The organism is Gammaproteobacteria bacterium, assembly GCA_035546635.1.
GTDB lineage: Bacteria > Pseudomonadota > Gammaproteobacteria > JAURND01 > JAURND01 > DASZWJ01.
This window is the reverse complement of record DASZWJ010000028.1, coordinates 54,391-78,554: the sequence shown is the minus strand read 5'-3', so window position 1 is coordinate 78,554 and position 24,164 is coordinate 54,391. Positions and strand designations below refer to the sequence as shown.

The following is a 24,164-nucleotide window of genomic DNA, read 5'->3' as shown; positions in this document are numbered from 1 at the left end:
ACCTAAATCTCAAACGCTTCAAGTATATTATGCTATCCTGTCACCCATAGAGTTTTTTTGACCCTTCTGGTCTGGATAAACACCATGAATGAAAATCTTACTCTTTTTAATGATGAAGTCGTTTTAAAATATCAACTTTACAACGGCCTATTTTTGACTCTACCCTTTGGCGGCACTGAAGAAGCCGGTACCTTATTATCCGTATTTGCCAAGCATTGCAAAAGTGAAATTGCCAAGGGTAAAAACCCCAAAAATATCGTCAGCAGTTTTTTAGCCAAACATTCCAACCTCCACAATGATAATGATGAAATCAACTTATTGTTTAAAATGCTGCAGTTCGTTGAACGTCAGATTGTGCTATTTGATGCCTTGGAAGATGCTGCATTTGCTAAAACCCATGATTTGAATGGCTCAGGTTCTCTACAAGATCTCATTGTAAAAACCCTCAACAAACAACACACCCAAATCTTTGCTCAGCAAATACTCGATTATCAAATTAAAATTGTATTAACTGCGCATCCCACACAGTTTTATCCTTCTCCAATTTTAGGGATATTAACTGAGCTTATCCCGGCTTTACGTCATAATGACTTAAAACAAATCAGCCTGCTGCTGCTGCAAATGGGTAAAACCTCATTCCGCCATCATCAAAAACCGACCCCACTGCAAGAGGCACAAAGCTTAATCTGGTTTTTGGAAAATATTTTTTATCCAGTGATTCCACAAATTCAAACCGAAATTAATCAAACACTTAAAAAATTTGCACCCCAAGAACTTAAAATGCCTAAATGCCTAGAATTAGGATTCTGGCCTGGGGGTGATCGTGATGGCAATCCTTTCGTCACTGCACAAACCACTCTAGCGGTAGCCCAATTACTTAAATCGCGCATTCTACGTATGTATCTGACCGAACTGCGGCTACTCGTAAAAAAACTGACTTTTGAAGGTATTTTGGTTCCTTTAGAAGCGATCAAAAAGAAAATCGAAGACACTTTTTTTGCTTCCAAAGCCGACAATGTTCAACCGACAAACGCAATTTACACTACAGCTAGAGAACTCCTTGCCGATTTAAATCATATCCGCACATTATTAATCACTCACCATAACTCTTTATTTTTAGATATTCTCGAACAATTTATGGTTAAAGTGCATTGCTTCGGTTTTTATTTTGCCGCTATGGACATGCGTGAAACCGCTCCCATACATCGCGAAGTTTTCGTGCTGATGCTGAAAGATTTAGCTAATCAAAAGATCACAGTTGGCAATCACCAAAACTTATCGACCTATACTAGTCTCAGTGGCACCCAAAAAACCCAAGTTCTGGCCGAATTAATTCAGCATCAAATTAAATATACCTTACCTGAACACCAGCAAAACCCTGTACTTCTCAGCAATTTAGAAGCCTTTGCCGCTATCAGTACTATCCAAGCACAAAATGGCGAAAAAGGTTTATGCCGCTATGTCATCAGCAATACCAGTTCCGCTTTCGATGTATTGGAACTACTCACCATGCTACATCTTGCCGGAAAATTTTCTCAACAAGTTAGTGTCGACATTATTCCACTTTTTGAAAGCATCACAGATCTTGAGAACGCGACCCACATCATGGAGCAACTCTATAAAAATGACTGCTATGCTGCACATTTGCAACAACGTGGCAATAATCAAGTGGTCATGCTAGGTTTTTCTGACGGCACTAAAGATGGCGGTTATGTTGCGGCTAATTGGTCTATTTATAAAGCCAAACTGCAATTAAGTATTATCTCACAACAATACGGCATCCATATTACCTTCTTTGATGGTCGTGGCGGACCGCCTGCACGCGGCGGCGGCAACACCCATGCGTTTTACCGCTCATTGGGTAAAAAAATCAAGCACAGTCATCCGCAACTCACCGTGCAGGGACAAACCATTAGCACCAATTTTGGCACGCATGACTCCGCCAAATATAATTTAGAACAATTGCTCACCGCCGGTCTTAGCGATTTAATCTTCGAAGAAGAAACCAATGACCTACATGAAACTGAAATCTCCCTCTTGGAACAATTATCTCAAAAAAGTAAAGCGACTTACTTAGCTCTAAAAAATGATCCATTGTTTGTACCCTATCTAGAACACATGACCCCTTTGAAATTCTTTAGCGAATTAAATGTCGGCTCAAGACCAACCTCGCGCAAAAAAGCCTCACAATTACGTTTATCCGATTTACGTGCTATACCCTTTGTCGGTTCTTGGAATCAGCTTAAGCAGAATATTCCCGGTTACTATGGCTTTGGATCAGCACTGCAAGAATTAATAAAGCAAGGCAAAGAATCGCAATTAACAGCGCTATACCAACAGTCACTATTTTTCAGAACTTTAGTTGAAAATACGATGATGAGCCTATGTAAAACTTATTTCCCATTAACGGCTTATATGAAAAACGACCCAGAATTTGGCGACTTTTGGAAAAAATTACTGGCAGAAGCTGAGTTGACGAAAAAATTATTATTACAAATTTCTGGCCAAAAATGCTTACTGGAAACTGATCCTTTAAATCGTGAATCGATTAAATTACGCGAAGAAATTGTGTTACCTTTGTTGGTTATACAACAATTCGCTATGATAAGACTACAAGAATTAGCAAATGAAAAAAGCGATTTATCAGTGATCTATAAAAAAATAATCATCAAAGCCTTAGCAGCCAATACCAATGCCAGCCGCAATTCAGCTTGAGTCACAAAATGAATTCTGAATATCATCAGCAAAGTTTAAATAAAAGAGATTGCTATTGGATGCAACATGCACTCACGCTAGCTAAACGAGCAGAAGGGCAAGCAGAAGTGCCAGTAGGTGCAGTCGTAGTAGCATCCGATCGGGTAATTGGTGAAGGCTGGAATCAACCCATTGCCACTTCTGACCCCACGGCACATGCCGAGATTGTTGCCATTCGCGCCAGCACCCATAACCTGCAAAACTATCGCCTCCCACCAAACAGCACACTGTATGTCACTTTAGAACCCTGCGCTATGTGCGCAGGCGCCCTTATAAATGCACGTCTCTCCCGCCTGGTCTATGGAGCATTAGATCCCAAAGCCGGCGCAGTAGCTAGTGTCTTTAGCCTGCTAGACAGGCGTAGCTTGAACCATCAAGTAATCTGGGAAGGAGGATGCCTTAAAGAAGAATGCGCCACTTTACTACAGAGTTTTTTCCAGAAGCGCCGGTAACAAACCTGAGAGCGCAGGTAATCTCTTCAACATAAGTTTTTAAGTCAATGGACTCTCCCATGAACAATCCTGAAAAATATGATTTTGAAATAGGAGAAGAAGGTTTAGATTATGATCTGCTTGATAAATCTTTTAATCCGAGCACCCAAGCTTTTGTTTTGAAATCTGGCATAAAACCCGGCATGAAGGTCTTAGATGTGGGCTGTGGTGCAGGACTTATGACAGCTTGGCTCGCAAAACAAGTCGGGCAGACTGGCTTAGTCGTTAGCATTGATAATAGTGAAGCGCAGCTTAATGTGACTATAAGAAGAATTCAACAAGAAAAACTTTCTAATGTTCAGACCCGAGTTTTATCAGCATACGATATTTTACAACTCAATGAAAAATTTGATCTCATTTACTGCCGGTTTGTTTTGCATCATTTGCATAGTCCACGTAGAGCACTTAATGTATTTTATGAAGGACTTAACACTGGAGGATTATATATAGGTGAGGAGGGTATTATTGGCGCCGCTTTTGCTTACCCACCTACTTTTGCTTGGCAGGGGTATATACCAGAATTTAAAAATCCTGAGGACGAAATTGATGGTATGGAGCGCGACCCTGATATTGGAATGAAGCTTCTTTATTTAGCGAAAAAAGCCGGTTTTGCTATTACTGATCTAAACTTGGTTCAACCTGTATTCTGGAAAAAAGACCAAAAAATGGGATTATTAAAAGGATTAATTGCGTATAAAAAAACTGATTTAGCGCATGGAACTACCGAGGAACAATGGCAACACAAATTTAATGAAACCAAGCGTCTGATTGATGATGACAATCAAATTATTGGTTTTTATGGTAGTTGCCAAATTGCAGCCATAAAAAATATCTGAGATGTTAACTCAAAAGACCTGCGAGTAGTTAGGAAAAAAATTTTTAATTTCTTTCTTGAGATTGAAAAATTATTGCTTTTTATTTCGCAACTTCCAAAATAATTTTGCCAATTGTCTTACGACTTTCGAGTAGACGCTGGGCTTCTGCTGCCTGTGCCAGTGGAAAAATTTGTCCAATTTTCAATTTAAGCCAACCAGCGCGCATGCCATCGATTACCGCCGCTGCACGTGTGAGCATTTCTTCACGGGTAGTAATAAAATTTATCAAAGTGCCGCCAGCCAGAGTCAGTGCTTTGGCCTGCAATGAATTTGGAGGAAACGGATCAGCAGGACCACTGGCTGAGCCGTATAAACAAATACAACCACGTATACGTACTGCCTCTAAATCTTTTGTAAAAGTAGTTTTTCCTACACCATCTAAGATGTAATCGACACCTTTATTCTGCGTTAATTTTTTAGTTGCTGTCACAAAATCTTCAGTATTATAAAAAATGATGTGGTCTGCTCCAGCCTCTTTAGCAATTCTGGCTTTTTCTGGGGTTGAAACGGTACCGATGACAACAGCACCTTTATGTTTAAGCCATTGCACCAATAATAACCCCAAACCTCCCGCTGCAGCGTGTACTAAAACCTGATCGCCGGGCTTAATTTGATAAAACTCATGTAATAAATAATGTGCTGTCATGCCTTGTAAAGGAAAAGTTGCTCCTTGCTCAAAACTGATATCATCGGGAAGCGGTATGAGCTGCCAAGCTTTGACAATATTAAATTCAGCATATGAACCTATAGTTGAGGAGTAAGCTACTCGGTCTCCGGGTTGAACTTCTTTTACATTCTCCCCAATGGCTTCGACAATACCTGATGCCTCCAAACCAGGTGTACAGGGTAAGTCTATTGGCTGACGGCCATTTCTAAGATAAATATCACGGAAATTAACGCCTGCAAATTTTATGCGGATTAAAGCTTCATCTGGATTGGGTTTAGGTGTAGCTATTTCTTGTAATTGCAGGACATTGGCATCCCCAAATTGATTGATACGTATGGCTTGCATCAATTTTTTTCCTTAGGTGGATAAAAATATAAACCTGGCACAGTTTTGACATGAACCAGAGCAATGAATAATTTTTGTTACAATTAAAATACCTTAATTTGACTTTTCTCTGGACTTATACCCCTTTGGTAGAAATAGGTTAATTCAGCCTTTGCGTTCAAGTCTCCCTCTGCAGCCGATAATTGATATAACTCAAAGGCTTTTCTAACATCTTTTGTCACTTCTATTCCATGCTGATAACAATAAGCCAAACCATATAGCCCATTAGCATCCCCCTGGTCTGCGGATAGTTGGTACCATTTAACCGCCTCTGTTACATCATAAGTAACTCCTATACCATAATGATAGCAATATCCCAGCCTATATTGGGCATAAGCGTCCTCTTTTTCAGCTGCCAATTGATATAATTTAACTGCTTCTTTTTCATCTTTTTCTACACCTATCCCGAACTGATAACACTCCCCTAATCTGACCTGCCCCTCTAAACTTCCCGCTTCAGCCGATAATTTATACAATCTAAATGCTTCTTTTTCATCCTTATCTACTCCTATCCCATGTTGCCAGCAATAAGCATAACTACAAAGTGACTCCTCTTCAGATATCTCCTCTTTTCTTGATAAATAGCTAAATGCTTTCTTTTCATCTTTATCTACACCTATTCCCTTGGCATAAGATATCCCTAATCGAAATGCAGAAGCCGCATATCTTTGCCGCATACGTTGTTGGAAAGCCGACAGACTAAAATTTTGCATTTTTGAAGCAACTTTTTCATCACCAAACCTATCTAAGAACTCCATATTCTTCTTGAGAAATTTATTAGATACATAGGGGATACGCCGATTTCGTAATTTTCCATCAATTTCTTTCATATCTTTTTTACGACAATCACCCAGATCCATCGCTTTTTTATTAATCACACTACTAGATTCGTCAAAAAATCTAAAAGGAACTGCTTTGGCTAATGATTGCGCCGTACGGTAAAAAGACAAAGGCAGATGGCAGGGACGTTGACGAATGATAAATCCTTCTAATTTAAAACGTTTGATCGGATAATTTTGCTTATCCAAATAATCAAAAATATTCTGTTTCAAATATTTTTCAACAGTAAAGGCGTGGCGTGCATCATCCATTGCATAAATAGAACAACCTTTGGGCTGATATTGTCGTTTTTCAATATTACGATACAACATACCTTGAGGAAATTGTTTGGCAAATGATGCCACACAACAAGAGCTAAGCTCATCACCAACAGAATCGATTAGCAAAAGTTTTACATTATTTTTAGCATCTATTTCAATAATACCTGAAACCCAATGGGTTCCGCTGTTAAAATGGGGATCACCCATAATAAAAACTTCACGGATAGGACGTTCAGTATTACGCATACCCAATTTCAGAGCTTTTAAATAATTTGAAAAATTTTCTTTATCGGATATAACGGTTGGATTAAAATGATCTTTTCTGGAGGCCAGTTGCGCCATTGTAAGCTTAATCCCGGCATCGGTGATATTTCCATATTTTATAAATTCATTCAACAACATCCTTCCTGAAGCTTTTATTTCTCTCATGTCAAATAATTTTTTTAACATTTCTCGCTGATTTTTACTTAATAGATATTCAAAATTCTCAAAATTATCGGTTATATCTTTGTTCGCCTCCAACAATGCTTCCAACATAGGTAAATTATTGTAATCAATACAAAAAGGCAAAATTTGCCGAACAAAATATATCCTTTGCATGATTGAAATTTTATTACAAAAAATTCCTATTAGCACATTGTTATCTTCTCCTGGAGAAGAAGATAATAAATCAAATATATTTTTATCTCTTATATCCCTCAATTTAAATGTAGAAATGACACTATTTTTAAAATTTTCCTCAAATTCTTTCGTATAAAAAAAACTATATTTTTCAGGAATATCCTGGAATTTACATTTCCTCAATAATAGGCATGAATCTCTTGTTAATTCTAGAAAATCCACACATGATTGATAGTACCAACTCATATCTATAAACTTTTCCACATTGTCGATATGAGGCAGATAATCTTTCCTCATAGAATGAAAAGCTTTAATACAGGCTCTATCTGCTCCTTTTTTAATTATCTCCCGAATCGAATTTATGGCTTTTCGCACCTCCAAACAATATAAGTCTGTATGTTCTTGTAATTTATTTAATAAATCATCGGGAAAATCAATCACTATAAATGTGAGGGGCGTTTGAAATTTCCTAAAACGCCATTGGGTATAATAGAAATCTTTAGGAGCGCCTCCCCCACACTCAGCAAGATCTATCCCATGTATCGAACCATCCGGGCCTACAATAAGGTTATCGTTAAACATATCAGAATTTTTAAACAATACCATGATCGTAGTTAATTTCGCCAAATCACTAATAAATTGCTCTGGATTCCTGTCAAAATACTGTAATCCTAGCGAACTGCCTTCGATAAATGGAATCTTGAGCCATAACTCTTTATCAAATACTTCAAAATCTGGCTCAGGAAAAGCATCACCAAAAAAACATCGACCTAAGCTCAACATAAGTGCTTCTTTATAAGCTGCGATTCGCGATGCCTCTATTTCTATAGGCACATAACTTTCGGGATTTGGGTAGAACACCAGCATTTTATTCAGCATCTTAGTTGGTCTTTTTAACACAACTCCATGCTGCGTAATAATGGCATCACGATTTCTCATTGAACCAGGGTATTTCATTTGAATTGATGGCGGGATAGAAGAAGGGTGTTGCTCTATTTTTATTTCTTCAGGAGTCGATAGGGTTTTTTCTGTCGCAATTTGCATTCATACCTCTCTATACTTTCAGTAACTCACTCGCATTAATTTTAGCTTTTACATATAAATTATACTTTCCTATAAAAAACCTCTCATGACAACCCCATCTAATATCTAACGGATGGAAGCAGTTTTCCAGCTCAAGCAATAGCAAATCACTAGTGATAATGACTCTCGCCCTGCACCTTCCCACGAAACACCCAATAGGCATGCAAAGTATAAGCCAGAATAATCGGAATCAGAAACAACACACCCGTCAGGGTAAATAACTGCGACGTCGGTGGCGATGCGGCCTGCCAAATCGTGATAGCCCGCGGCACTGCATAAGGCCAGATGCTGATAACAAAACCGCTGTAACATAAAATAAACAACCCAATGCTACAAATAAACGGTAAATATTCATGTCGGGTGCGTAAACTCCAAAACAGCGCAATGGCTAGTAATGTGGTATGCACCGGCACCGGAATAAAATAAAGAATATTCGGCCAGGAAAACCAGCGTTCAGCAATAGCCGGTTGCGCTATGGGTGTCCATAAACTAACCACTAAAATAAATACTAGTATCACCCACATCAGATAAGAGGCGACTTTATAACACCATTGCTGCAACGCATTTTCAGTTTTCATAATCAGCCAAGTTGCACCCAGCAAAGCATATCCCCCGACTAAAGCCACCCCACACATGACACTAAATGGCGTTAGCCAACCATAAGCTCCACCCACATATTTGCCATCAACTATCGGCAAACCTTCAACAAAATGCCCCAATACCATTCCTTGCATAAAAGTAGCTAAAAACGAGCCCACAGCAAATGAACAATCCCATAAATATTGATGACGTTTGGCTTTGAAACGAAATTCAAAAGCCACGCCACGCAAAATTAATCCAAATAGAAATAGAATCAACGGCAAATATAACGCAGATAACACCACTGCATAGGCTTTGGGAAACGCTGCAAATAATCCCGCCCCTCCCAGCACCAACCAAGTCTCATTACCATCCCATAACGGCGCGATACTATTCATCATCACATCTTTCTCCGTTTGACTTCTCACAAACGGAAACAAAATACCAATCCCCAGGTCAAAACCATCTAAAATAACATACATTATAAGGCCAAAGCCGATAACAGCCGCCCAGATTACTGATGTATCCACCATTAGGGTTTATCCTCCAGCCATGAAGCCAAACGGTCTGGCTTATCAGTATGAGAAACTTCTTCTGGTCCTTTACGCACCAAGTGCAGCAGATAAAAAATAAACGTACCTAATAACGTCAGGTATAACACCATAAAAGCTATCAAGGTAATGAATACCGAGCTTGCCGGTAATATGGAAGCCGCATCCCGAGTTCGCAACAAACCGTAAATGATCCAAGGCTGGCGTCCGGTTTCAGTCGTAAACCAACCAGTTACCACCGCGACAAAACCTAAGGGGGAAATCAACACACACCAACGCCAAAATCTGGAGCTAGTAAAGAGTTTTTTACGCATACGTAGATATTGTGCAGTAAACGCTGTCAGAATAAAGAGTACGCCTATCCCTACCATCACCCGAAATGAATAAAACACAATGGGCACATAGGGTCGGTCTTCTTTAGGCACGCTTTTAAGACCCTTAATCTCACCGTTCAATTCATGGGTCAAAATAATGCTACCTAGTTTGGGAATTTCAATCGCATAGTGATTGGTCTCCTGCGCCGGATCAGGGATAGCAAACAACGTCAAAGGCGCACTCCGCTCCGTCTCCCAACGCCCTTCCATCGCCGAGACTTTCAAGGTTTGATATTTAAAAGTATTAAGACCGTGCATATCTCCTAACAGTAGTTGCAAAGGTGCCAGCAACAAAGTAGCACCTATCGCCAAAGAAAAGGTGGCTCGCGCTAATTCTAAATGCCGCTGTTTGATGAGATACCACGCCCCAATGCCTGCTATCAAAAAACTACTGCTGAGTAATGAAGCCACTACCATATGCATGAAACGATAAGGAAACGATGGATTAAAAATCACATGTAACCAATTCGCCACCGAAAAAATACCATTGTTTAGGCTATAGCCTACCGGCGTCTGCATCCAGGAGTTCGCAGCTAAAATCCAAAAGGCTGACAATAAAGTGCCTATGGCTACCATAGCGGTAGAAAACAAATGGACAGCAGGTGGCACCCGTTTCCAGCCAAACAACATAACACCGAGAAACCCCGCTTCCAGAAAAAATGCCGTCATTACCTCATAACTCATCAACGGCCCAAGCACATTACCCGCGATTTCTGAAAAACGACTAAAATTAGTACCAAATTCATAAGAAAGCACAATGCCAGATACCACCCCCATACCAAAGGCTAAGGCAAAAATTTTAGTCCAAAAACGGCATAGCTGGTAATAAATTATCCGGCGTGTTTTTAACCAAGCGATTTCCCAGGCCAAGAGGTACAAGGCAAGGCCGATGGTCAATGTTGGAAATAGGATATGGAACGAAAGTGTAAACGCAAATTGGATGCGAGATAAAACGACGGGGTCTAAATGCATAAGTACATTATTCCCATTTCAATAGATATGGAGAGGAGATATGGTAACCTTTTATAACCTCAGTATTCAATAGAAATCTTGTCTCAGAATCAACTGCTCTCAAGTTTCAAACCCGTTGAATTTACTTTTGCTAAGGTTTCAAATTCAGTTTGAACAGAATTAAAAGAAATCAAGGAAGCTTTAGTAATATCTCTAATATATAAGGTGGTTTGACCTTCTTCAGGGTAATTAGATCGATACTCAAATCGGGTACCGCCTTTGGCAACTTTTCCTACTATTCCTTTAGCTTATGTTCACGCGTGGTTTTAACTTTATGTTCCCTCTCTAAGCTGGCCCCCAAATTTAGCCAATTCTCACGAACTTGTTGTAAAAACTCTAAACAAGCTTGTAATTGTATATCTATTAGATCACGTCTTTTAGTTTTATCATCAACACAGCTCCTTGAGACTTTATGTCTGCTTTTATTTTGCTGACATTAACCAAACTTTTTAACCAACTTAAATCTCCTTCAGCACTTTCAAAGGCATTGATTAATTCATCGATTTGTTTGAGATGGATTTTTCTGATAGTTTCTGGAGTTACTTCAGGATTTGCTAGATAGGCGATAGCTGTTTCAGAAGCAGATAATGATTTAGTAAACTTGGTTAGAAAAAATGGTTGGAATTTTTGTTCAGCCTGCTCTAATGGAGCAGACATATCCATTGGCAAACTCATTTCTGTCCTAGATACCTTATAAGCATTAGCTAAAGGACCATATTCCATTCAAGGTAGATATAATCAGAAACTTCAAGCGCCGCTATATTATATTGAACCAATGGATCATCAAGTACTGGCCTCTGCTTTATATCCTCAGTATCTAGTTTTATTAATTTTTTATCTAATGGGAGCGAACTCTTGGATTTTTTCTCAGAAACACGGCTCGCTTGCGACATACAATTCTCAAAGTATTAGTTATCTATCTAGGCACATGAAGACATTTTCTGTTTTATACAAATTTATTCAATTCCTAGACTAAAAAAATACAGTGAACACTGCTGCCAAACGTATATGTAACTTCCCCCCCTTTGAAAAGGGGGAGTAGTCACATGTTTTAAGGTAACAATTTTACTTCTTCAATTTTGCTTCCAACTCTTCCAAAGTAATTCCTTTGGTTTCCGGCACAAACCGCGCAACAAAAATAATCGCTAATACGCAGAACACCACAAATAAATAAAACAAGGATGATCTACCAAAAGTTTCCATAAAGCTCAGTGCATAACGCATAACCAATCCGGCAAACGTCCAGTTAACCATGGTAGTAATAGTCATACCGACCTCACGTCCTTTCAGCGGGAATATTTCTGAGCATACTAACCAAGCCACAGGTCCCCAGGAAAAGGCAAATCCAAAAATATAAACAATAATCGCTGCCAATAATACACCTTTAGGAAGCGCACTGATTGCTTGTGGATCAGCGGCATTACCAATAGCATGAAACGCCAAACCCGCCGCCAACATACTTATCATCATCAGTACCGCACCAACATATAGCAGTTTTTTGCGCCCCCATTTTTCCACCAAATAAATTGCAGGGAAAGTAAACAACATATTAACGGTAGGCACTGTCATCATCGCAATCAAACCTTTCATACCCGCATAGCCAAAGATAGTAGGCGCGTAATAAATCATGACATTAATACCCACCAACTGCTGAAACATCTGCAGCACGACACCAATAATGAGAATTTTTACAAAATGTCCTTTAAATAAAGCCTTAATCGTGTGGCCTTTACCTTGTGCCAAAACCTGTTCAATTTCATTGATTTCAGTATTAATTTCTGCATCCGTATTGAAAATACGTCGTAATACTTTAACTGCTTTGTCTTTTTTGCCTTTTAACATTAACCAACGCGGGCTTTCGGGAAGAAACAGACTCCCGATCAACATTAATAGTGCAAACAGTGAAATCACCAGAAACATCAATGGCAAAGCCACTGAAGGATCGATAAATGTTCTAGCGATAAACACATTGGTCACAGAGATCAGAAAAATACCAATCGTAATCATTAACTGAAACAAGGTTCCCATAGAGCCACGTATAGAGGCTGGTGCCGTCTCAGATAAATATAATGGTGCAATAAAAGAAGCAATGCCCACCCCAAATCCTAGAAGGAAACGGCATACATTTAGCAAGAAAAATGAGGGCAAAGACGCAGAAGCGAGTGAGGCCAGGCTAAAGATAAGCCCTGCAAACACCAAACTCTTTTTACGCCCAAGAAACCGAGCGAATATTCCTGAAAGTAACGCCCCAATGACGCCACCCGTGGCCAAAATCGCTGAATACTTTTCCGCGCCCTGGGTACCTAAACTATAAGCCGTTTTGATCGTTTCCAGTGAATTGGCAATAAACCCCTGGTCAAGACCAAAAAGCAAACCGCCTAAAGCGCCAACCAAACATATAAAATAAACTATGAATTTATACCCACCCTGCTCTACCCTACCCATTGGCGGGGCGCTGGAAAGTTGTGCATTCATAAAACAGTATCTCCTGGTTCTTATGTTTAATGCGAATATTTCATATTTGGCAGCCATTCCTTTTTCCTTCTCCCACAAGGGAAGAAGGAAAAAGGAGTGACTGCTAAAATATGAAATATCTGGGATAAAGCTTAATGCTAGCCTGGATGGCTATCATTATCAACCTCGTTATACTCAAAGCGTTTAAGATGTTGGTTTGTGTGAGTACTTCCCTTCTTTCCTTAAGTTATATTCTTAGGAAAGAAGGAAGTATTGTAGAGGATACCAATGAAGGGAAGGGTTTTTAACAGGCTATAATGGAACTTGCGGTACTACACCTCCTTTAGCCTCACATTCTTTGCCCGACATATAGACACCACCTTTACCCCGGCAGGAATTTGTGCCTGGACCAGAACTCACATAATGACAAGTGGTTGAAACCAGCTTGCAAGCACTCTGTCCTTGGCAAGAATTAACGCCATAACATAAAACCTCATTTCCAACCTGGGGATTAACCTGAATAACTGGGTTATTTTCAGCGCCAACCGGTGCGCTAGCACAGCCTTTCAAACATAATCCTACCGCCGTTGCTAAAGCTATTCCAGCCAATTTATTTTTGATAGTCATCGCATTTACTCCCTTAAATTATGATGCACATCTAAAGCATAGATGCTGATTGGAGAAATGCAAATTGAGATAGATTAACATGCTAAAAACCCGAAAAAAAATTGATATACAACGCTTAAATGCACCAATAAGCAACCGTTTACCCCCTTTTGAAGAAGGGGGGCAGGTCGCCAAACGACGCAATGGGACTAATTGACGACAGACCTAGCATCTATTGACGCAATTTTGTACATTTCCAGATAAAAAAGACGCCAAATTAGATACTACCTTATCCAATAATCTTTCACGTGCCGCTTTACTAGCCCAGGCAATATGTGGAGTAATAATGCAATTTTTTGCCTGTATTAACGGGTTATTCTCATCTGGAGGTTCCTTGTCCAGCACATCAAGACCTGCACCAGCGATTCTACCCGCATTGAGCGCCGCTGCTAAAGCGGGCTCATGCACAAGCCCACCGCGACTGGTGTTCACCAGCAAAGCGCTGGGTTTCATTAAGGATAAGGTTTTGTCATTAATCAGATGAGTCGTCTCAGGCGTAAGAGGGCAATGCAAGCTCACAACATCGCTTTGCCGTAATAAAACTTCTAAGTCGACAAAGCTTAAACCCGGTTGAGCCGCTCTTGGCGTACGAGTATAAACCAATACCTGCATACCCAAAGCCAGCGCCAGATTAGCCACAATTTTTCCAATATTGCCAAATCCAACAATGCCGATCGTTAAATCATCAAGCTCGATTAATTGACGCTTCCAATAACAAAAATCCAGACTGGCCGACCATTCTCCCTCATGCACTGAAGCAGAATGCAAGGCCACATGGTTGGTCAATTCTAATAACAACGCCAAAGTCATCTGCGCTACAGAATAAGTGCTGTAATCAGGCACATTCGTCACCGTGATACCTCGTGCATCTGCTGCAGCCATATCAATAATATTATAACCAGTTGCTGAAACACCGATATAACGTAGCCTCGGTAGCTGCAAAATCCTTTGCTGATTAAATGTCACTTTATTGGTGATAACAACCTCTGCATCCCGTACGCGCTGAATAACTTGATCTTCAGCGGTGCGATCATAGAGTTGACAAGCTCCTAATTTCTCAAGCTCACCCCAGGACAAATCACCTGGGTTTAGCACATAGCCATCGATTACTACGATATTCATTTTGATTGTTCCTTGAATTTCGCGCCAGCGATTAACTAGAACCCATTTCAAAGGGTGAAGATGAGCTAACATTTCTGGCATTAGGTGGTTGTGTCGACGCATCCTCATCATCATCGGGTTCTAAACTTTGTGCGATACGTAATTGCTCAACTATCCAAGTGACCCGCTCTTGTTGCTTATCTTTAAATTCACCTACTACAGAATGATTCTGTATAAACTTCGTACCATACTTATTAAATTCAGCAGGATGCTGTTGAACCAGCACTTCTATAGACAGCTTTCGAGTGATACCATTGATATATTTTTCTATAGCATCCTCGATATAACGTTGACTCACAATTTCCGAATCTGATGATAAACGAAAACCTTGGTTATGCAGAATAGGCGCGAGCGGAGGAGTTTTTTTAGGAGTCGTCCCATGCCAAGGCGGTTTAGGATGCCGTATTTCAGGTGAATAACCAACCACTAAATAACTGTTTCTATCCCCATACATTTTAGTCAATGTTTTGATGATATTTGCGGTACTGACTAATAATTTATTACAGTTATAAGTAGTCGCTTGTTTTAAAAAATCGCTGGATAACTTTTCCATCAAACGGGTGTTAGCTTGAATTTGACTACCATCCAATTCTTTTTCTTGAGGCAACCTGACTTCACCATATGCCAACATTCTACTAAAAAATTCATCTTTATATAATTTTTGATAATTTTTATCCCGATGGCAAACAGTCATAACTTTGCTAGCAACCACCAATTCCTGGTGCAATTTGGAAATTGCACCAGGTTCCTTTGTTGATGCTTCCACTAACCAGTAAGCATGCGTCAAAGCGTTCCTTATAAAATTGACAGAACCTATATCTTTTTGCACTGAAGGCATAGATTTTAACGTTTCCATATATTGTTGCATTTCAAACACTAAAGCATAAATTTGCAAAAGCTGCAGCAGCGTTTGGATATTTTTATCTTGCTGCTGCGTTTCAATCACCGGAGCAAAATCCATTTCTGCGTATTCTTCGATTAATTGTATTTTTTTCTGTAAAAATTCACTTTGATACTGAATATCTAAGAAACTTCCCAAGGTACGTTCAGCACGTGGCAATGGTGGAATATTATCGGTTAATTCAGTAAATTTATATTTTGTCTCCCTATCAACACTAGCGTCCTCAAGCTTAGTTTTATTAGAGGTTACAGACTGTTTGGGTTTGCAATCCGCCATAATAGAGTCAATGATTGCGGAAGAAGAAGCAGTTTTTAGAACATGCACAATTTTTTTGATATCCGGCTTCTCCTCACTGGGACTTGGGGAGGATACCTGCTCAGCCAAAGCTGGTTGTTTCTCCGGCAATGTAGGCGTTTGCAATTTTAAAAAAACTTCAACCTTTTTATGTGCTCTTATTAATTGTTTTAATACCGGTTGTAATTCTTCCTGTTTATTTGTTGCTGGCTTTTTGCGCAGGTTTTCAAATTTCACCTTGAGACGATTTTCTTCACGTAATTTAGCATTAAGCTTTGGATTTTTTGCGGTTATTTTACGACCTTCAATTGTCTCTTTAATGGTTGCAAACCTCTCATGAATGTTTGCCAGAGTATCCTTTGTTACAGATGAAGAAGATTCTTCAGATTCTGTTTTCTTGGCACCCTCTTTTGCTGAAGGCGTCTGAGCTTTTTTATCTTGCAGCTCAACGAGGTTAGGGGCAATTATTTGGCGATAAAGCGGATTTTTTTCATTAGTAACAATAGCTGGATAATTATTAATAAAATAGCGAATAACCTCTGTTCGATTCATCATGCAGGCCCACCTTAAACCTTCAGGCGCAAGAGCAATATCTTTTTCTAAACAGCTTTGAACCAAGGGTAAATTATTTTGCGCACAGGCCAGCAATAAAGGCGGCAACTCTAAAATAAATACTAAAGCTAACTCAGCAGTTTCACGATCACGCAATTGTCCATCGAGCATTTGAACCAATTCCGTATCACCCATTATTTTCGCTTTGTTTTTACATTCATGAAATTCTTCTTCTGCAGGCAAACATTGAATTAATGCGAATATATGCTTAGTACAACTTTCCCAATCTTTTTTATCTTTAGCTAAACTTGCAAGATGTAGATGTATACCCGCTTGATGATTTTTATTGGTTAAAATAGCCGCTTCAACAGAGAGTCGATTAATTGAAATGGGTGTTGACGCAGAACCAACAGTTTCTGCAGAACTACGCTCCCCAGAAGATTTTTTATCAGTGTCTTTTATTGTACTAGGTTCTAATATGCTGCCCAGCAATTCTTTTTCACCATCGAGGAATTCAGACGTTAATTTAGGGTAAAACGACTGTTCTTGCTGCAAATGATATAATGCTCGCCATATGCTCTCTACATCTTTCATCTTTGTATGATAAATAATATCAACTATGTATCGATGATTGTCGGCAGTGACAAAATCAATTTGTCCTAAAATTTTTGCTGCAATTTTATTTTTACTGGGTATTCTCTTTAACTGACCCTTAGCTATCTGCGCGTACTCACAAGATTTTTCATAATAAGTCAATGCTTCTTCTGGAGCACTTTTAGTACATTTGCTACCCAATGATCTGAAAACAGCAGATAAAGATAAATAAATTGACGCTTTGTCAACATAAGCCTCATTTCTCTGCTGAGTATCAGAATTTTTATCAAGTAACTTAATATATTTATTTATATAAAATAAGCTAGAAAATAAATATTCTAAAGTCATTGGAATGCTAGAGGACTTAAAGTGTATTGCACCCCGAAATAAGGTTTGAGATTTTTGGTAATAATCTAATGCCGTTTGTCTATCGCGCAATTCACGCGGCATGTGTGAATGAGTTTTATCAGGTAATGGTCTTTGGAGAAAACTACTGGCATAACCAATCGGCGCATATAGCAAACGTATTAATGGACTGATGAAATAATAGTTAAGCGTTGAAACTAGACTAAATTTTGTGGCTTTGGGGAGCTGCTGTGGTTCTTGACTCATATTGAAAAACTCCCATTACACTTTTTTCATTATGCGAGAACCCCACTCCCTTAATGCGAGAATAATCGGTTTTAAATCCTCAGCTAAGGGTGATAGCGAATATTCTACTTTTGGTGGCACAACTGGATATACTTTGCGGATAATAATTCCATCTTCTTCAAGCTCACGAAGTTGCAAAGTTAACATGCGCTGTGTCACACTCGGTATTAAACGCCTTAATTCATTAAAACGTTTAGTGCCATCTAACAAATGAAATAAAATTACACCTTTCCATTTATTGCCGATGACATCCAAAGCCGCTTCCACAGAACATCCATAATGACAATCACCCTTGCGTCTGCTTTTTTTAGTCTTCATACCCATCGCCCCATAGTATAATTTTTAATACTATATCACAAAATTGTGTGTACTTATATTAGAATAATGTCAATGATAGAATATAATTAAATGTTTAGATATTTATATTTTAGCAGTTAACCATTTATTGGAGAATTTTATGACTGATTCCAGTACCAAAGGTATTATTCCTCATATTTTTGCGCATTACCAGGCGCAGCCGACTTTTTATAATTTTGACGGCATGCCAGTCGAAAAACTTTCAGACAAAATATCCCGTCAATATATTTACTCGGGCCAATCTATGTTGGTTAAATGGATATTTCAAAAAGGCGCGACAGTGCCATTGCACCATCATGTAAATGAACAAGTCACCTGGATTATACAAGGCTCAGTGCAAGTTTACTCTCAAGGTAAGGAATTTATTGTGAAAGCTGGGGAAGTTATTATTTTTCCACCGCATGTGCCGCACGAATTTCTGACGCTGGAAGATAATACGATTGATATTGATTTCTTCACCCCAGTGCGTGAAGATTGGATCAATGAAAGCGCGGGTTACCTGCAAAGCGTAACAAAAAAATAAAGCTTTGTTCATTCCCTTTGAAAAAGGGGATCGAAGACAGCAAGGCCGGAGGGGGATTTTTTACTTGAGCTTAAAATACTAGATAAACAATAATATGTTGCAAAACTTTTAAATCCCCCTTAATCCCCCTTTTTCAAAGGGGGAGAGAATAAATGGAGGAAGACAATAATCCCTAACATGGCCTTAAACTTAAATATTCCTCAGCAACAGGAGGTTGCATAAAATCCGTCGCAATTATTGGTCGAGTTTTAGTTGTCTTCTCTTTTAAGACGACTGGCATTTCTTTTACCACCGGCGAGGGATCTGCTTTCACATGCATCGTTACTTTTTGCGCTCCTCTTTCCAACGGTGTTTGCAATCTTTGCAATAAAGCAGCTGAAGAGCTCATTCCCGAATGAAATTTGATAGTATCCTCAGCGCGCTGACTGGTATCTTTTCCTTTCAGCTGATTGACTAATTTCTCTAACACTTGCACTTTCTCAGTGATAGCCGCTATGCGACTATCTATCGCTTCGCGATTTCTGTTAATTCTCGCTTGCTGCAGTTGAGAATCCTGATCTTTTTCAGCTTTCAGGGTTTTTTTCGATTTAAATACATTTTTTACCTTCTCTAAAGCACCGGGTTTTTTCTCTACGGGTTCCGAATCTAGAGTGGCTAACAATTTTGTAGTTAAATAATTTGCTTCGCGTTTTGCATGCTGTAAACTGAATTCTAATTCTTTAAGATTATATTTATACTCTTGTTGCTGAATGCCTCTTAGTTGTTGCGCATCCGTTAACATATCCATACCTACTGATGGCTTTATATTCTTTTTTGCAGCAGAAATAGCTTCCTGCATAAATTGGTCGAATTTTGCGTATTCGGCATCATGGCTCATCGCTTCAAGCACCACGGCTGTACCCTGATTAGATTGTCGACCGATTTCATCAGTAGTTTGACTTATCTCCTGACGCAATGTTTTTTCCTTTTTTTCAGCCGTATCGGAAATTTTGTACGCAATACCTCCCGCTAACAGAGCCACACCCACAGCCACACCCGCTGTCGCAAGTGCAGCGGCGCTCATACCCGCAACGGTGGTAGTACCGAGGGCTGCCTCAATGAACGGCGCCGTCTGAGAGGTAAGCAATTTGCTAGCTAAACTGCCAGCCTGCCCTATACTTCTTGCGGTTTCGTCAGTTCGGCAGGCCTGCAGCGTAGCACATAATTCTTTATAATCTTTCAACAGCGCAGAATTTTTTTGCAGTGCTGCCGTCAGATTTTTATAGCACTCAGCTAAATCCAACTCTGCGCCAAAACTGAAGTCTTTTTTGGCCATTTCTGCTGTAATCAAACGCTGCATCAGCAGTGCTGTACCTCTTGTACTCTGATGCTGGTCAAACAAGTCATAGAACCCGCTAAATGCATCTTCATGCGGTTTCTCAGCCGATAGCTTTTCAGCAACTTTTTTACCTTTGGGACCTAGATCACGAATAGTGTCAAGATTATTAACATCAGACATCATCCCCCATCCCAGATTAGACATAGCAACTATCGTTTGCTGCGCTGCTTCAATACCCATTACAATCACCTATACCTTCAATTAATCTAAAATACCTAAATTTTCTTAAGCAAACCTATTCCCGTCCAGATGCACCTTTAGCACCTAGACTCAATTAATTAATATTTCACATCAAAAACAGTGACAACCAACTATTTTCTACTTGCCTGGTTTACCCTGGTTTCTCATTGCATTATACCTAACAATTGTTAACAAAAAATTAATTCACTAAGTCATCAAAAACAGCGCTAATTTATCGAGAATTAAGCCAATTTCAATAGTTATTAACTTGTCTGAAAGTGTTAAATTTTCTTAAATTTCTTATGGAAAGCTTAAGCACACCTCTAGAAATTAGTAATTTTCGTTCAAGACAAGGTGGATTAGATTTTAAAGCCAGAGACATCTATTCACCCCTTTGAAAATGGGGGTGAATAGATGCAACCGGAATTTAATAATGAGAATTTTAAAATCTTATCAATTGCTGCATTGAACGATAAGAGCAATTTCTAGAGGGAGTTGTAGCGAAACTTAGTACGGACAGGGTTAAAAGATAACTTGCTGAAATTTTCATAATTTCGACCAAGAGGGTGTCGGTACCTGGATTATGGATGTCCCATTTTATGCAACCAACAACCCTTTTTCCCGGTTACTTAGACCCCTAATACTTTGTCATCAGAGGGTCCGGATTTAATGGCATTGTCTATCTCTTCAAATAAATCTCTAGTATTTGAAGCAGCGCATTGATTCTTTAAATACTTACCAACACTATGGGCTGTACCAAGCCCAATTAAGCCTGTAATACCACTAGCTATGCCCAGAAAAATTGAGGCTGGAGATTCGGTGATATAAGGATTGGGGCTTGTATCAGTCACATAAGCACCATAGCCACAAAGTGCGCCCATGGCCAAAGTGCCCACAGAACACAACGCTGCTGGTATAATTTGCATTTGACTCAGAATTATGTTCTGTCGCGCCCTGCAGTCGTCTATGGCTTTTAGTAGTTTCAATAAATTATCTTTTGTATCGTTTGAGAATAAAGCTGAACTTGAGGTTAAAATTGAGACTTTTTCCCATAGATTTGAAAGTGTTCGTGCCGCGTTTTTATCAAAAAAACCCTTACTACAATCCTCTATTGTACGAATGAGGGTTTTTAAACACGCTTCAGCTTCTTTAATATTATATGCCTGGCTTTTATATATATCGTCTTTAACTTGCTTAGATACTTGTGTGATTTTGTGGAGGTCAGCAGGCGCAAAAAAAGTAGCCATAACCTTTAGTGAATCTGCAGGTAAATCTTGAAAATTCTTACTATTTTTTTTCTCATCCACCGTATCTAAATCATGTATTTCTATGCCTATATAGCCTTCTCGCCCTTCAGTACTCATTTGATACCTCTACATATAGTTGTAAAAGATATCATCTTAGCATCGCATTATTAATATTATCTTAGAGCCCCCTGTATTGTGCGTTTTCTATACATACCGCTTTTGGACTACATTTTCCTTATGAAGTATATGTTCTAATGACTCAAAAGCAAAATACCAAGCAAAAAATGGAAAAATTCTGAAAATACTTAAATCAACGTCTCGAGAGCTATGAACATGATAACAGTCGATTTGCCCCAGCCTGTACAACAACACATTCTTTTTTTCCTAGAAAAAAACCATTTCCCAGCAGTTAAAGAATTTTCGGACAAATTTATCTTTCATTTTAATTCCCAAAATGCACTAGATTTAGAATTGCTAATTTTTAATAATTATCATGAATCAATACTAGATTTTTGCATGAAATCAATTTGTTAAGATGATCTCTTGGGGGCCTTTCAATTTTAAGCTACAAACGCCAACCCAAACTTAGCAACAGCAAATAATTATTTCTTTTTTGATTTCCATATAAATGCTGCGCCACAGGAAAACCAACCCCAGGCTGCACAATCAATCTTTTTGAGGAAACCCATAATGAGGGAGTAACGTAGACGATATTTCCCCCCGAATTAGGATCAGTTACCCCACTTATTTTATTCTTTTGCGTATATTGACCATCTGCCTCAACCATCCAGGCTAAAATCCATTTAGAATCGATATCTAAAATATTTCTTCCAAACCCTGCTTGATATAAAAACTGATTGCCAAATTTAGTATTATCATTTGATGTGGTCAAGACTGCCCCATGCGAAGTGAAAACAAACCAATCTACATACATACGATTTAAGGTAAAGCCTAAAAAAAAGCTCGGCGAGCCAAAACCCGTATTAGGCTCTTTGGTGCTGGAACCTGTCGGAAAAGTCATATTGGAAACAATAGTCGCCTGCTCAGAAAAGGCATGTGTGTCTTGATGGTAAAAAGCATATTCAAATTGTAAAGCCGCATCCTCTAAACCAGAAGAAGAGTCTTGATTCGTCTTATAGCTTGCTGCTATCGGCATATTTAGCCACACCGAAAGATTGTTGGTAATCCCGTACAAAATAGAGGGTGCTATATCCACCGCATGCTTATTTACACCGCTAAAATCATCGGCTAATAAAAATATTTGCGTTTCATTTTGATCAATAATATTTTGTCCAAAACCGACTAAAGGCCCGGGCTGTTGCGAGGTGGGCAACGCGAAATTACCTATACTAGGCGGCTGTTCTTGCCCCCCCGCTTCCTCTGGTGAATTGTTATCAGCCTTCGCCACATAAACACTAAAGCTGAAAAATACAATTAAAATTTTAAAAATAACACTCCTTCGCATAGAAGGCTCCTTAATGTTTGTGTAAAGTCTTTTTTCGCACCCTATAGAATCGAACAAAAAAATCAACACTTATCTTAATAATTTGTTAATATATATCGGATAGAATTAAATATTGCTACCGTTTTCTTAGGATAATTGTTATGTCAGATAAAAAAATAGAACACCAAGCACCAGAAAACTCCTCCATTAAGACTTTAGACCCTGGAGCAGCTTCCGATCTTCTTGAGCAACAAGGGAATCTTTTCAATAAACCTGTAAAGCTTACAGGTGATTGGACTGGAGATAACGCACAAAAGGTGCTTGTAGAATTACTTAGCGAAGGAGTAGCCATTGACCCTAAAGCCCTCAAAGGCCAGGAAGGACTTAAAATAAGTGATGAGCAAATATCACTCATAAACGAAGCCAATGAATTTCGAAAAAACCTCATACAAAAACTAAAAGAGCAGCAATATGAAAAAGATAAACCTATTCGTGAACTGGCATGGGAGATTGCTCGCTCCGAGGCATTGAAAAATACACGTGGCAAAAGCATAAATACTGATTATCTTAGCCCGTCATATAAATCTGAACGCGAAGCCTCTCAGAATAGCAGTGATTCAAAAGTTACGTCCAATTTTTCCTTACTAGACTTGCTTAAGAAGTTTATCGAAAAGTTGTGTAGTGAAAATGAAGATCTTAAAAATAACAAGAACCCAGGTAACACCCAAAATAATGTGAGTTGGGCGTCAAAAGCAGCAAAACAAAATCAACAAAATCGTGAAGCAGATCACGACCTAAACTCAACGAATACAGTTTAGATAGTAAAGTCCTAGGGAAGAAATACTATGTATCAGCTTGAACATAGCGTTTCAATTAACGCGACTAAAGAAGAAATATGGAAAGTGCTTATTGACGTCAACCAGTGGAAGCAATGGGATAAAGATGTAAAATCTGCTCAGCTACACGGAAGTTTTGCTGCCGGAACCAAAGGAACATTAGTCTCTATGGACGACAAGATATCTACTTTTTTTATCACACACATTCAAGAACCTGATTACTACAGCAATTATTATCAATATCCGTTTTTTAGCAAATTAAACTTTACTCATCAGATTGAAGAACTCGCCTCTACCTGTCGAGTGACTTTCTTGGCCAACTTTAGCGGACTTTTAGGAAAATACTTTTTTCTTAAGCAGAAAAAAGCCATTTTATCAGTAATGAAACAAGCCATGGCTAATTTAGTTGTTCTGTGTACAGAACAACTAAATTAAT

Annotated in this window: 19 protein-coding genes; 6 read left to right on the top strand and 13 right to left on the bottom strand. The window is 39.0% G+C overall.

The genetic code is table 11. The features are described 5' to 3' along the window. The first annotated feature begins 84 nt into the window (after nucleotides 1–84). Genes VHE99_07065 through VHE99_07055 form a run of 3 tightly spaced genes read left to right on the top strand, consistent with a single transcriptional unit; the run spans nucleotide 85 to nucleotide 4,081 of the window. Nucleotides 85–2,715: a phosphoenolpyruvate carboxylase gene (locus VHE99_07065; GenBank protein ID HVV68774.1), complete on the top strand. Its 2,631-nt coding sequence runs from the start codon at nucleotides 85–87 to the stop codon at nucleotides 2,713–2,715. An 8-nt stretch (nucleotides 2,716–2,723) separates the two neighbouring features. Beyond that, nucleotides 2,724–3,206 (top strand): tRNA adenosine(34) deaminase TadA, encoded by a 483-nt coding sequence (gene tadA, locus VHE99_07060; protein ID HVV68773.1) that lies wholly within the window; start codon nucleotides 2,724–2,726, stop codon nucleotides 3,204–3,206. 59 nt (nucleotides 3,207–3,265) lie between these two features. Beyond that, nucleotides 3,266–4,081, top strand: a complete 816-nt coding sequence (locus VHE99_07055; GenBank protein HVV68772.1) for a class I SAM-dependent methyltransferase — start codon at nucleotides 3,266–3,268, stop codon at nucleotides 4,079–4,081. Between the two features lie 79 nt (nucleotides 4,082–4,160). On the opposite strand, the gene VHE99_07050 is transcribed toward VHE99_07055, so the two are convergent. The 10 genes from VHE99_07050 to VHE99_07005 form a co-directional block, all read right to left on the bottom strand. Then, nucleotides 4,161–5,132 (bottom strand): quinone oxidoreductase, encoded by a 972-nt coding sequence (locus VHE99_07050; protein HVV68771.1) that lies wholly within the window; start codon nucleotides 5,130–5,132, stop codon nucleotides 4,161–4,163. A gap of 83 nt (nucleotides 5,133–5,215) precedes the next feature. After that, a complete protein-coding gene (locus VHE99_07045; protein HVV68770.1) occupies nucleotides 5,216–7,936 on the bottom strand; it encodes a tetratricopeptide repeat protein in 2,721 nt (906 codons plus the stop codon). A gap of 149 nt (nucleotides 7,937–8,085) precedes the next feature. After that, nucleotides 8,086–9,087 (bottom strand): cytochrome d ubiquinol oxidase subunit II, encoded by a 1,002-nt coding sequence (gene cydB, locus VHE99_07040; GenBank protein HVV68769.1) that lies wholly within the window; start codon nucleotides 9,085–9,087, stop codon nucleotides 8,086–8,088. Next, on the bottom strand, nucleotides 9,087–10,451 hold the full coding sequence (locus VHE99_07035) for a cytochrome ubiquinol oxidase subunit I (GenBank protein ID HVV68768.1): 1,365 nt from the start codon (nucleotides 10,449–10,451) through the stop codon (nucleotides 9,087–9,089). Before VHE99_07035 ends, cydB begins: the two co-directional genes overlap by 1 nt. Before the next feature lie 402 nt (nucleotides 10,452–10,853). Continuing rightward, nucleotides 10,854–11,213: a hypothetical protein gene (locus VHE99_07030; protein ID HVV68767.1), complete on the bottom strand. Its 360-nt coding sequence runs from the start codon at nucleotides 11,211–11,213 to the stop codon at nucleotides 10,854–10,856. 342 nt (nucleotides 11,214–11,555) lie between these two features. Further along, complete coding sequence (locus tag VHE99_07025; GenBank protein ID HVV68766.1) at nucleotides 11,556–12,965, bottom strand: sugar porter family MFS transporter; 1,410 nt, start codon at nucleotides 12,963–12,965, stop codon at nucleotides 11,556–11,558. A 291-nt stretch (nucleotides 12,966–13,256) separates the two neighbouring features. Further along, nucleotides 13,257–13,571 (bottom strand): hypothetical protein, encoded by a 315-nt coding sequence (locus VHE99_07020; GenBank protein ID HVV68765.1) that lies wholly within the window; start codon nucleotides 13,569–13,571, stop codon nucleotides 13,257–13,259. Between the two features lie 204 nt (nucleotides 13,572–13,775). Continuing rightward, nucleotides 13,776–14,732 carry a D-2-hydroxyacid dehydrogenase gene (locus VHE99_07015; GenBank protein ID HVV68764.1) on the bottom strand — a complete coding sequence of 319 codons (957 nt, stop codon included), beginning with the start codon at nucleotides 14,730–14,732 and terminating at the stop codon, nucleotides 13,776–13,778. Nucleotides 14,733–14,763: 31 nt separating this feature from the next. After that, entirely contained in the window at nucleotides 14,764–17,724 is a 2,961-nt protein-coding gene (locus VHE99_07010) for a hypothetical protein (protein HVV68763.1), read from the bottom strand. Between the two features lie 15 nt (nucleotides 17,725–17,739). Further along, complete coding sequence (locus tag VHE99_07005) at nucleotides 17,740–18,081, bottom strand: helix-turn-helix domain-containing protein (GenBank protein ID HVV68762.1); 342 nt, start codon at nucleotides 18,079–18,081, stop codon at nucleotides 17,740–17,742. 139 nt (nucleotides 18,082–18,220) lie between these two features. On the opposite strand from VHE99_07005, the gene VHE99_07000 reads away from it, so the two are divergent. Beyond that, a complete protein-coding gene (locus VHE99_07000; GenBank protein ID HVV68761.1) occupies nucleotides 18,221–18,643 on the top strand; it encodes a cupin domain-containing protein in 423 nt (140 codons plus the stop codon). Between the two features lie 172 nt (nucleotides 18,644–18,815). Here VHE99_07000 and VHE99_06995 read toward each other — a convergent pair whose 3' ends face one another. The 3 genes from VHE99_06995 to VHE99_06985 form a co-directional block, all read right to left on the bottom strand. Next, nucleotides 18,816–20,201, bottom strand: coding sequence for a hypothetical protein (locus VHE99_06995; GenBank protein ID HVV68760.1), 1,386 nt, complete (start codon nucleotides 20,199–20,201; stop codon nucleotides 18,816–18,818). Between the two features lie 629 nt (nucleotides 20,202–20,830). Next, nucleotides 20,831–21,565, bottom strand: a complete 735-nt coding sequence (locus VHE99_06990) for a hypothetical protein (GenBank protein HVV68759.1) — start codon at nucleotides 21,563–21,565, stop codon at nucleotides 20,831–20,833. A gap of 448 nt (nucleotides 21,566–22,013) precedes the next feature. Continuing rightward, nucleotides 22,014–22,913, bottom strand: coding sequence for a hypothetical protein (locus VHE99_06985; protein ID HVV68758.1), 900 nt, complete (start codon nucleotides 22,911–22,913; stop codon nucleotides 22,014–22,016). 140 nt (nucleotides 22,914–23,053) lie between these two features. Here VHE99_06985 and VHE99_06980 point away from each other — a divergent pair, with 140 nt between their 5' ends. Further along, nucleotides 23,054–23,710 (top strand): hypothetical protein, encoded by a 657-nt coding sequence (locus VHE99_06980; GenBank protein HVV68757.1) that lies wholly within the window; start codon nucleotides 23,054–23,056, stop codon nucleotides 23,708–23,710. 27 nt (nucleotides 23,711–23,737) lie between these two features. After that, nucleotides 23,738–24,163: an SRPBCC family protein gene (locus tag VHE99_06975; GenBank protein HVV68756.1), complete on the top strand. Its 426-nt coding sequence runs from the start codon at nucleotides 23,738–23,740 to the stop codon at nucleotides 24,161–24,163. Nucleotide 24,164 lies beyond the last annotated feature (1 nt).

Excerpts from the sequence above, each read along its gene's own strand:
- VHE99_07065 (HVV68774.1), top strand. The coding sequence starts at position 85 with ATGAATGAAAATCTTACTCTTTTTAATGATGAAGTCGTTTTAAAATAT.
- tadA (HVV68773.1), top strand. The coding sequence starts at position 2,724 with ATGAATTCTGAATATCATCAGCAAAGTTTAAATAAAAGAGATTGCTAT.
- VHE99_07055 (HVV68772.1), top strand. The coding sequence starts at position 3,266 with ATGAACAATCCTGAAAAATATGATTTTGAAATAGGAGAAGAAGGTTTA.
- VHE99_07050 (HVV68771.1), bottom strand. The coding sequence starts at position 5,132 with ATGCAAGCCATACGTATCAATCAATTTGGGGATGCCAATGTCCTGCAA.
- VHE99_07045 (HVV68770.1), bottom strand. The coding sequence starts at position 7,936 with ATGCAAATTGCGACAGAAAAAACCCTATCGACTCCTGAAGAAATAAAA.
- cydB (HVV68769.1), bottom strand. The coding sequence starts at position 9,087 with ATGGTGGATACATCAGTAATCTGGGCGGCTGTTATCGGCTTTGGCCTT.
- VHE99_07035 (HVV68768.1), bottom strand. The coding sequence starts at position 10,451 with ATGCATTTAGACCCCGTCGTTTTATCTCGCATCCAATTTGCGTTTACA.
- VHE99_07030 (HVV68767.1), bottom strand. The coding sequence starts at position 11,213 with ATGGAATATGGTCCTTTAGCTAATGCTTATAAGGTATCTAGGACAGAA.
- VHE99_07025 (HVV68766.1), bottom strand. The coding sequence starts at position 12,965 with ATGAATGCACAACTTTCCAGCGCCCCGCCAATGGGTAGGGTAGAGCAG.
- VHE99_07020 (HVV68765.1), bottom strand. The coding sequence starts at position 13,571 with ATGACTATCAAAAATAAATTGGCTGGAATAGCTTTAGCAACGGCGGTA.
- VHE99_07015 (HVV68764.1), bottom strand. The coding sequence starts at position 14,732 with ATGAATATCGTAGTAATCGATGGCTATGTGCTAAACCCAGGTGATTTG.
- VHE99_07010 (HVV68763.1), bottom strand. The coding sequence starts at position 17,724 with ATGAGTCAAGAACCACAGCAGCTCCCCAAAGCCACAAAATTTAGTCTA.
- VHE99_07005 (HVV68762.1), bottom strand. The coding sequence starts at position 18,081 with ATGAAGACTAAAAAAAGCAGACGCAAGGGTGATTGTCATTATGGATGT.
- VHE99_07000 (HVV68761.1), top strand. The coding sequence starts at position 18,221 with ATGACTGATTCCAGTACCAAAGGTATTATTCCTCATATTTTTGCGCAT.
- VHE99_06995 (HVV68760.1), bottom strand. The coding sequence starts at position 20,201 with ATGGGTATTGAAGCAGCGCAGCAAACGATAGTTGCTATGTCTAATCTG.
- VHE99_06990 (HVV68759.1), bottom strand. The coding sequence starts at position 21,565 with ATGAGTACTGAAGGGCGAGAAGGCTATATAGGCATAGAAATACATGAT.
- VHE99_06985 (HVV68758.1), bottom strand. The coding sequence starts at position 22,913 with ATGCGAAGGAGTGTTATTTTTAAAATTTTAATTGTATTTTTCAGCTTT.
- VHE99_06980 (HVV68757.1), top strand. The coding sequence starts at position 23,054 with ATGTCAGATAAAAAAATAGAACACCAAGCACCAGAAAACTCCTCCATT.
- VHE99_06975 (HVV68756.1), top strand. The coding sequence starts at position 23,738 with ATGTATCAGCTTGAACATAGCGTTTCAATTAACGCGACTAAAGAAGAA.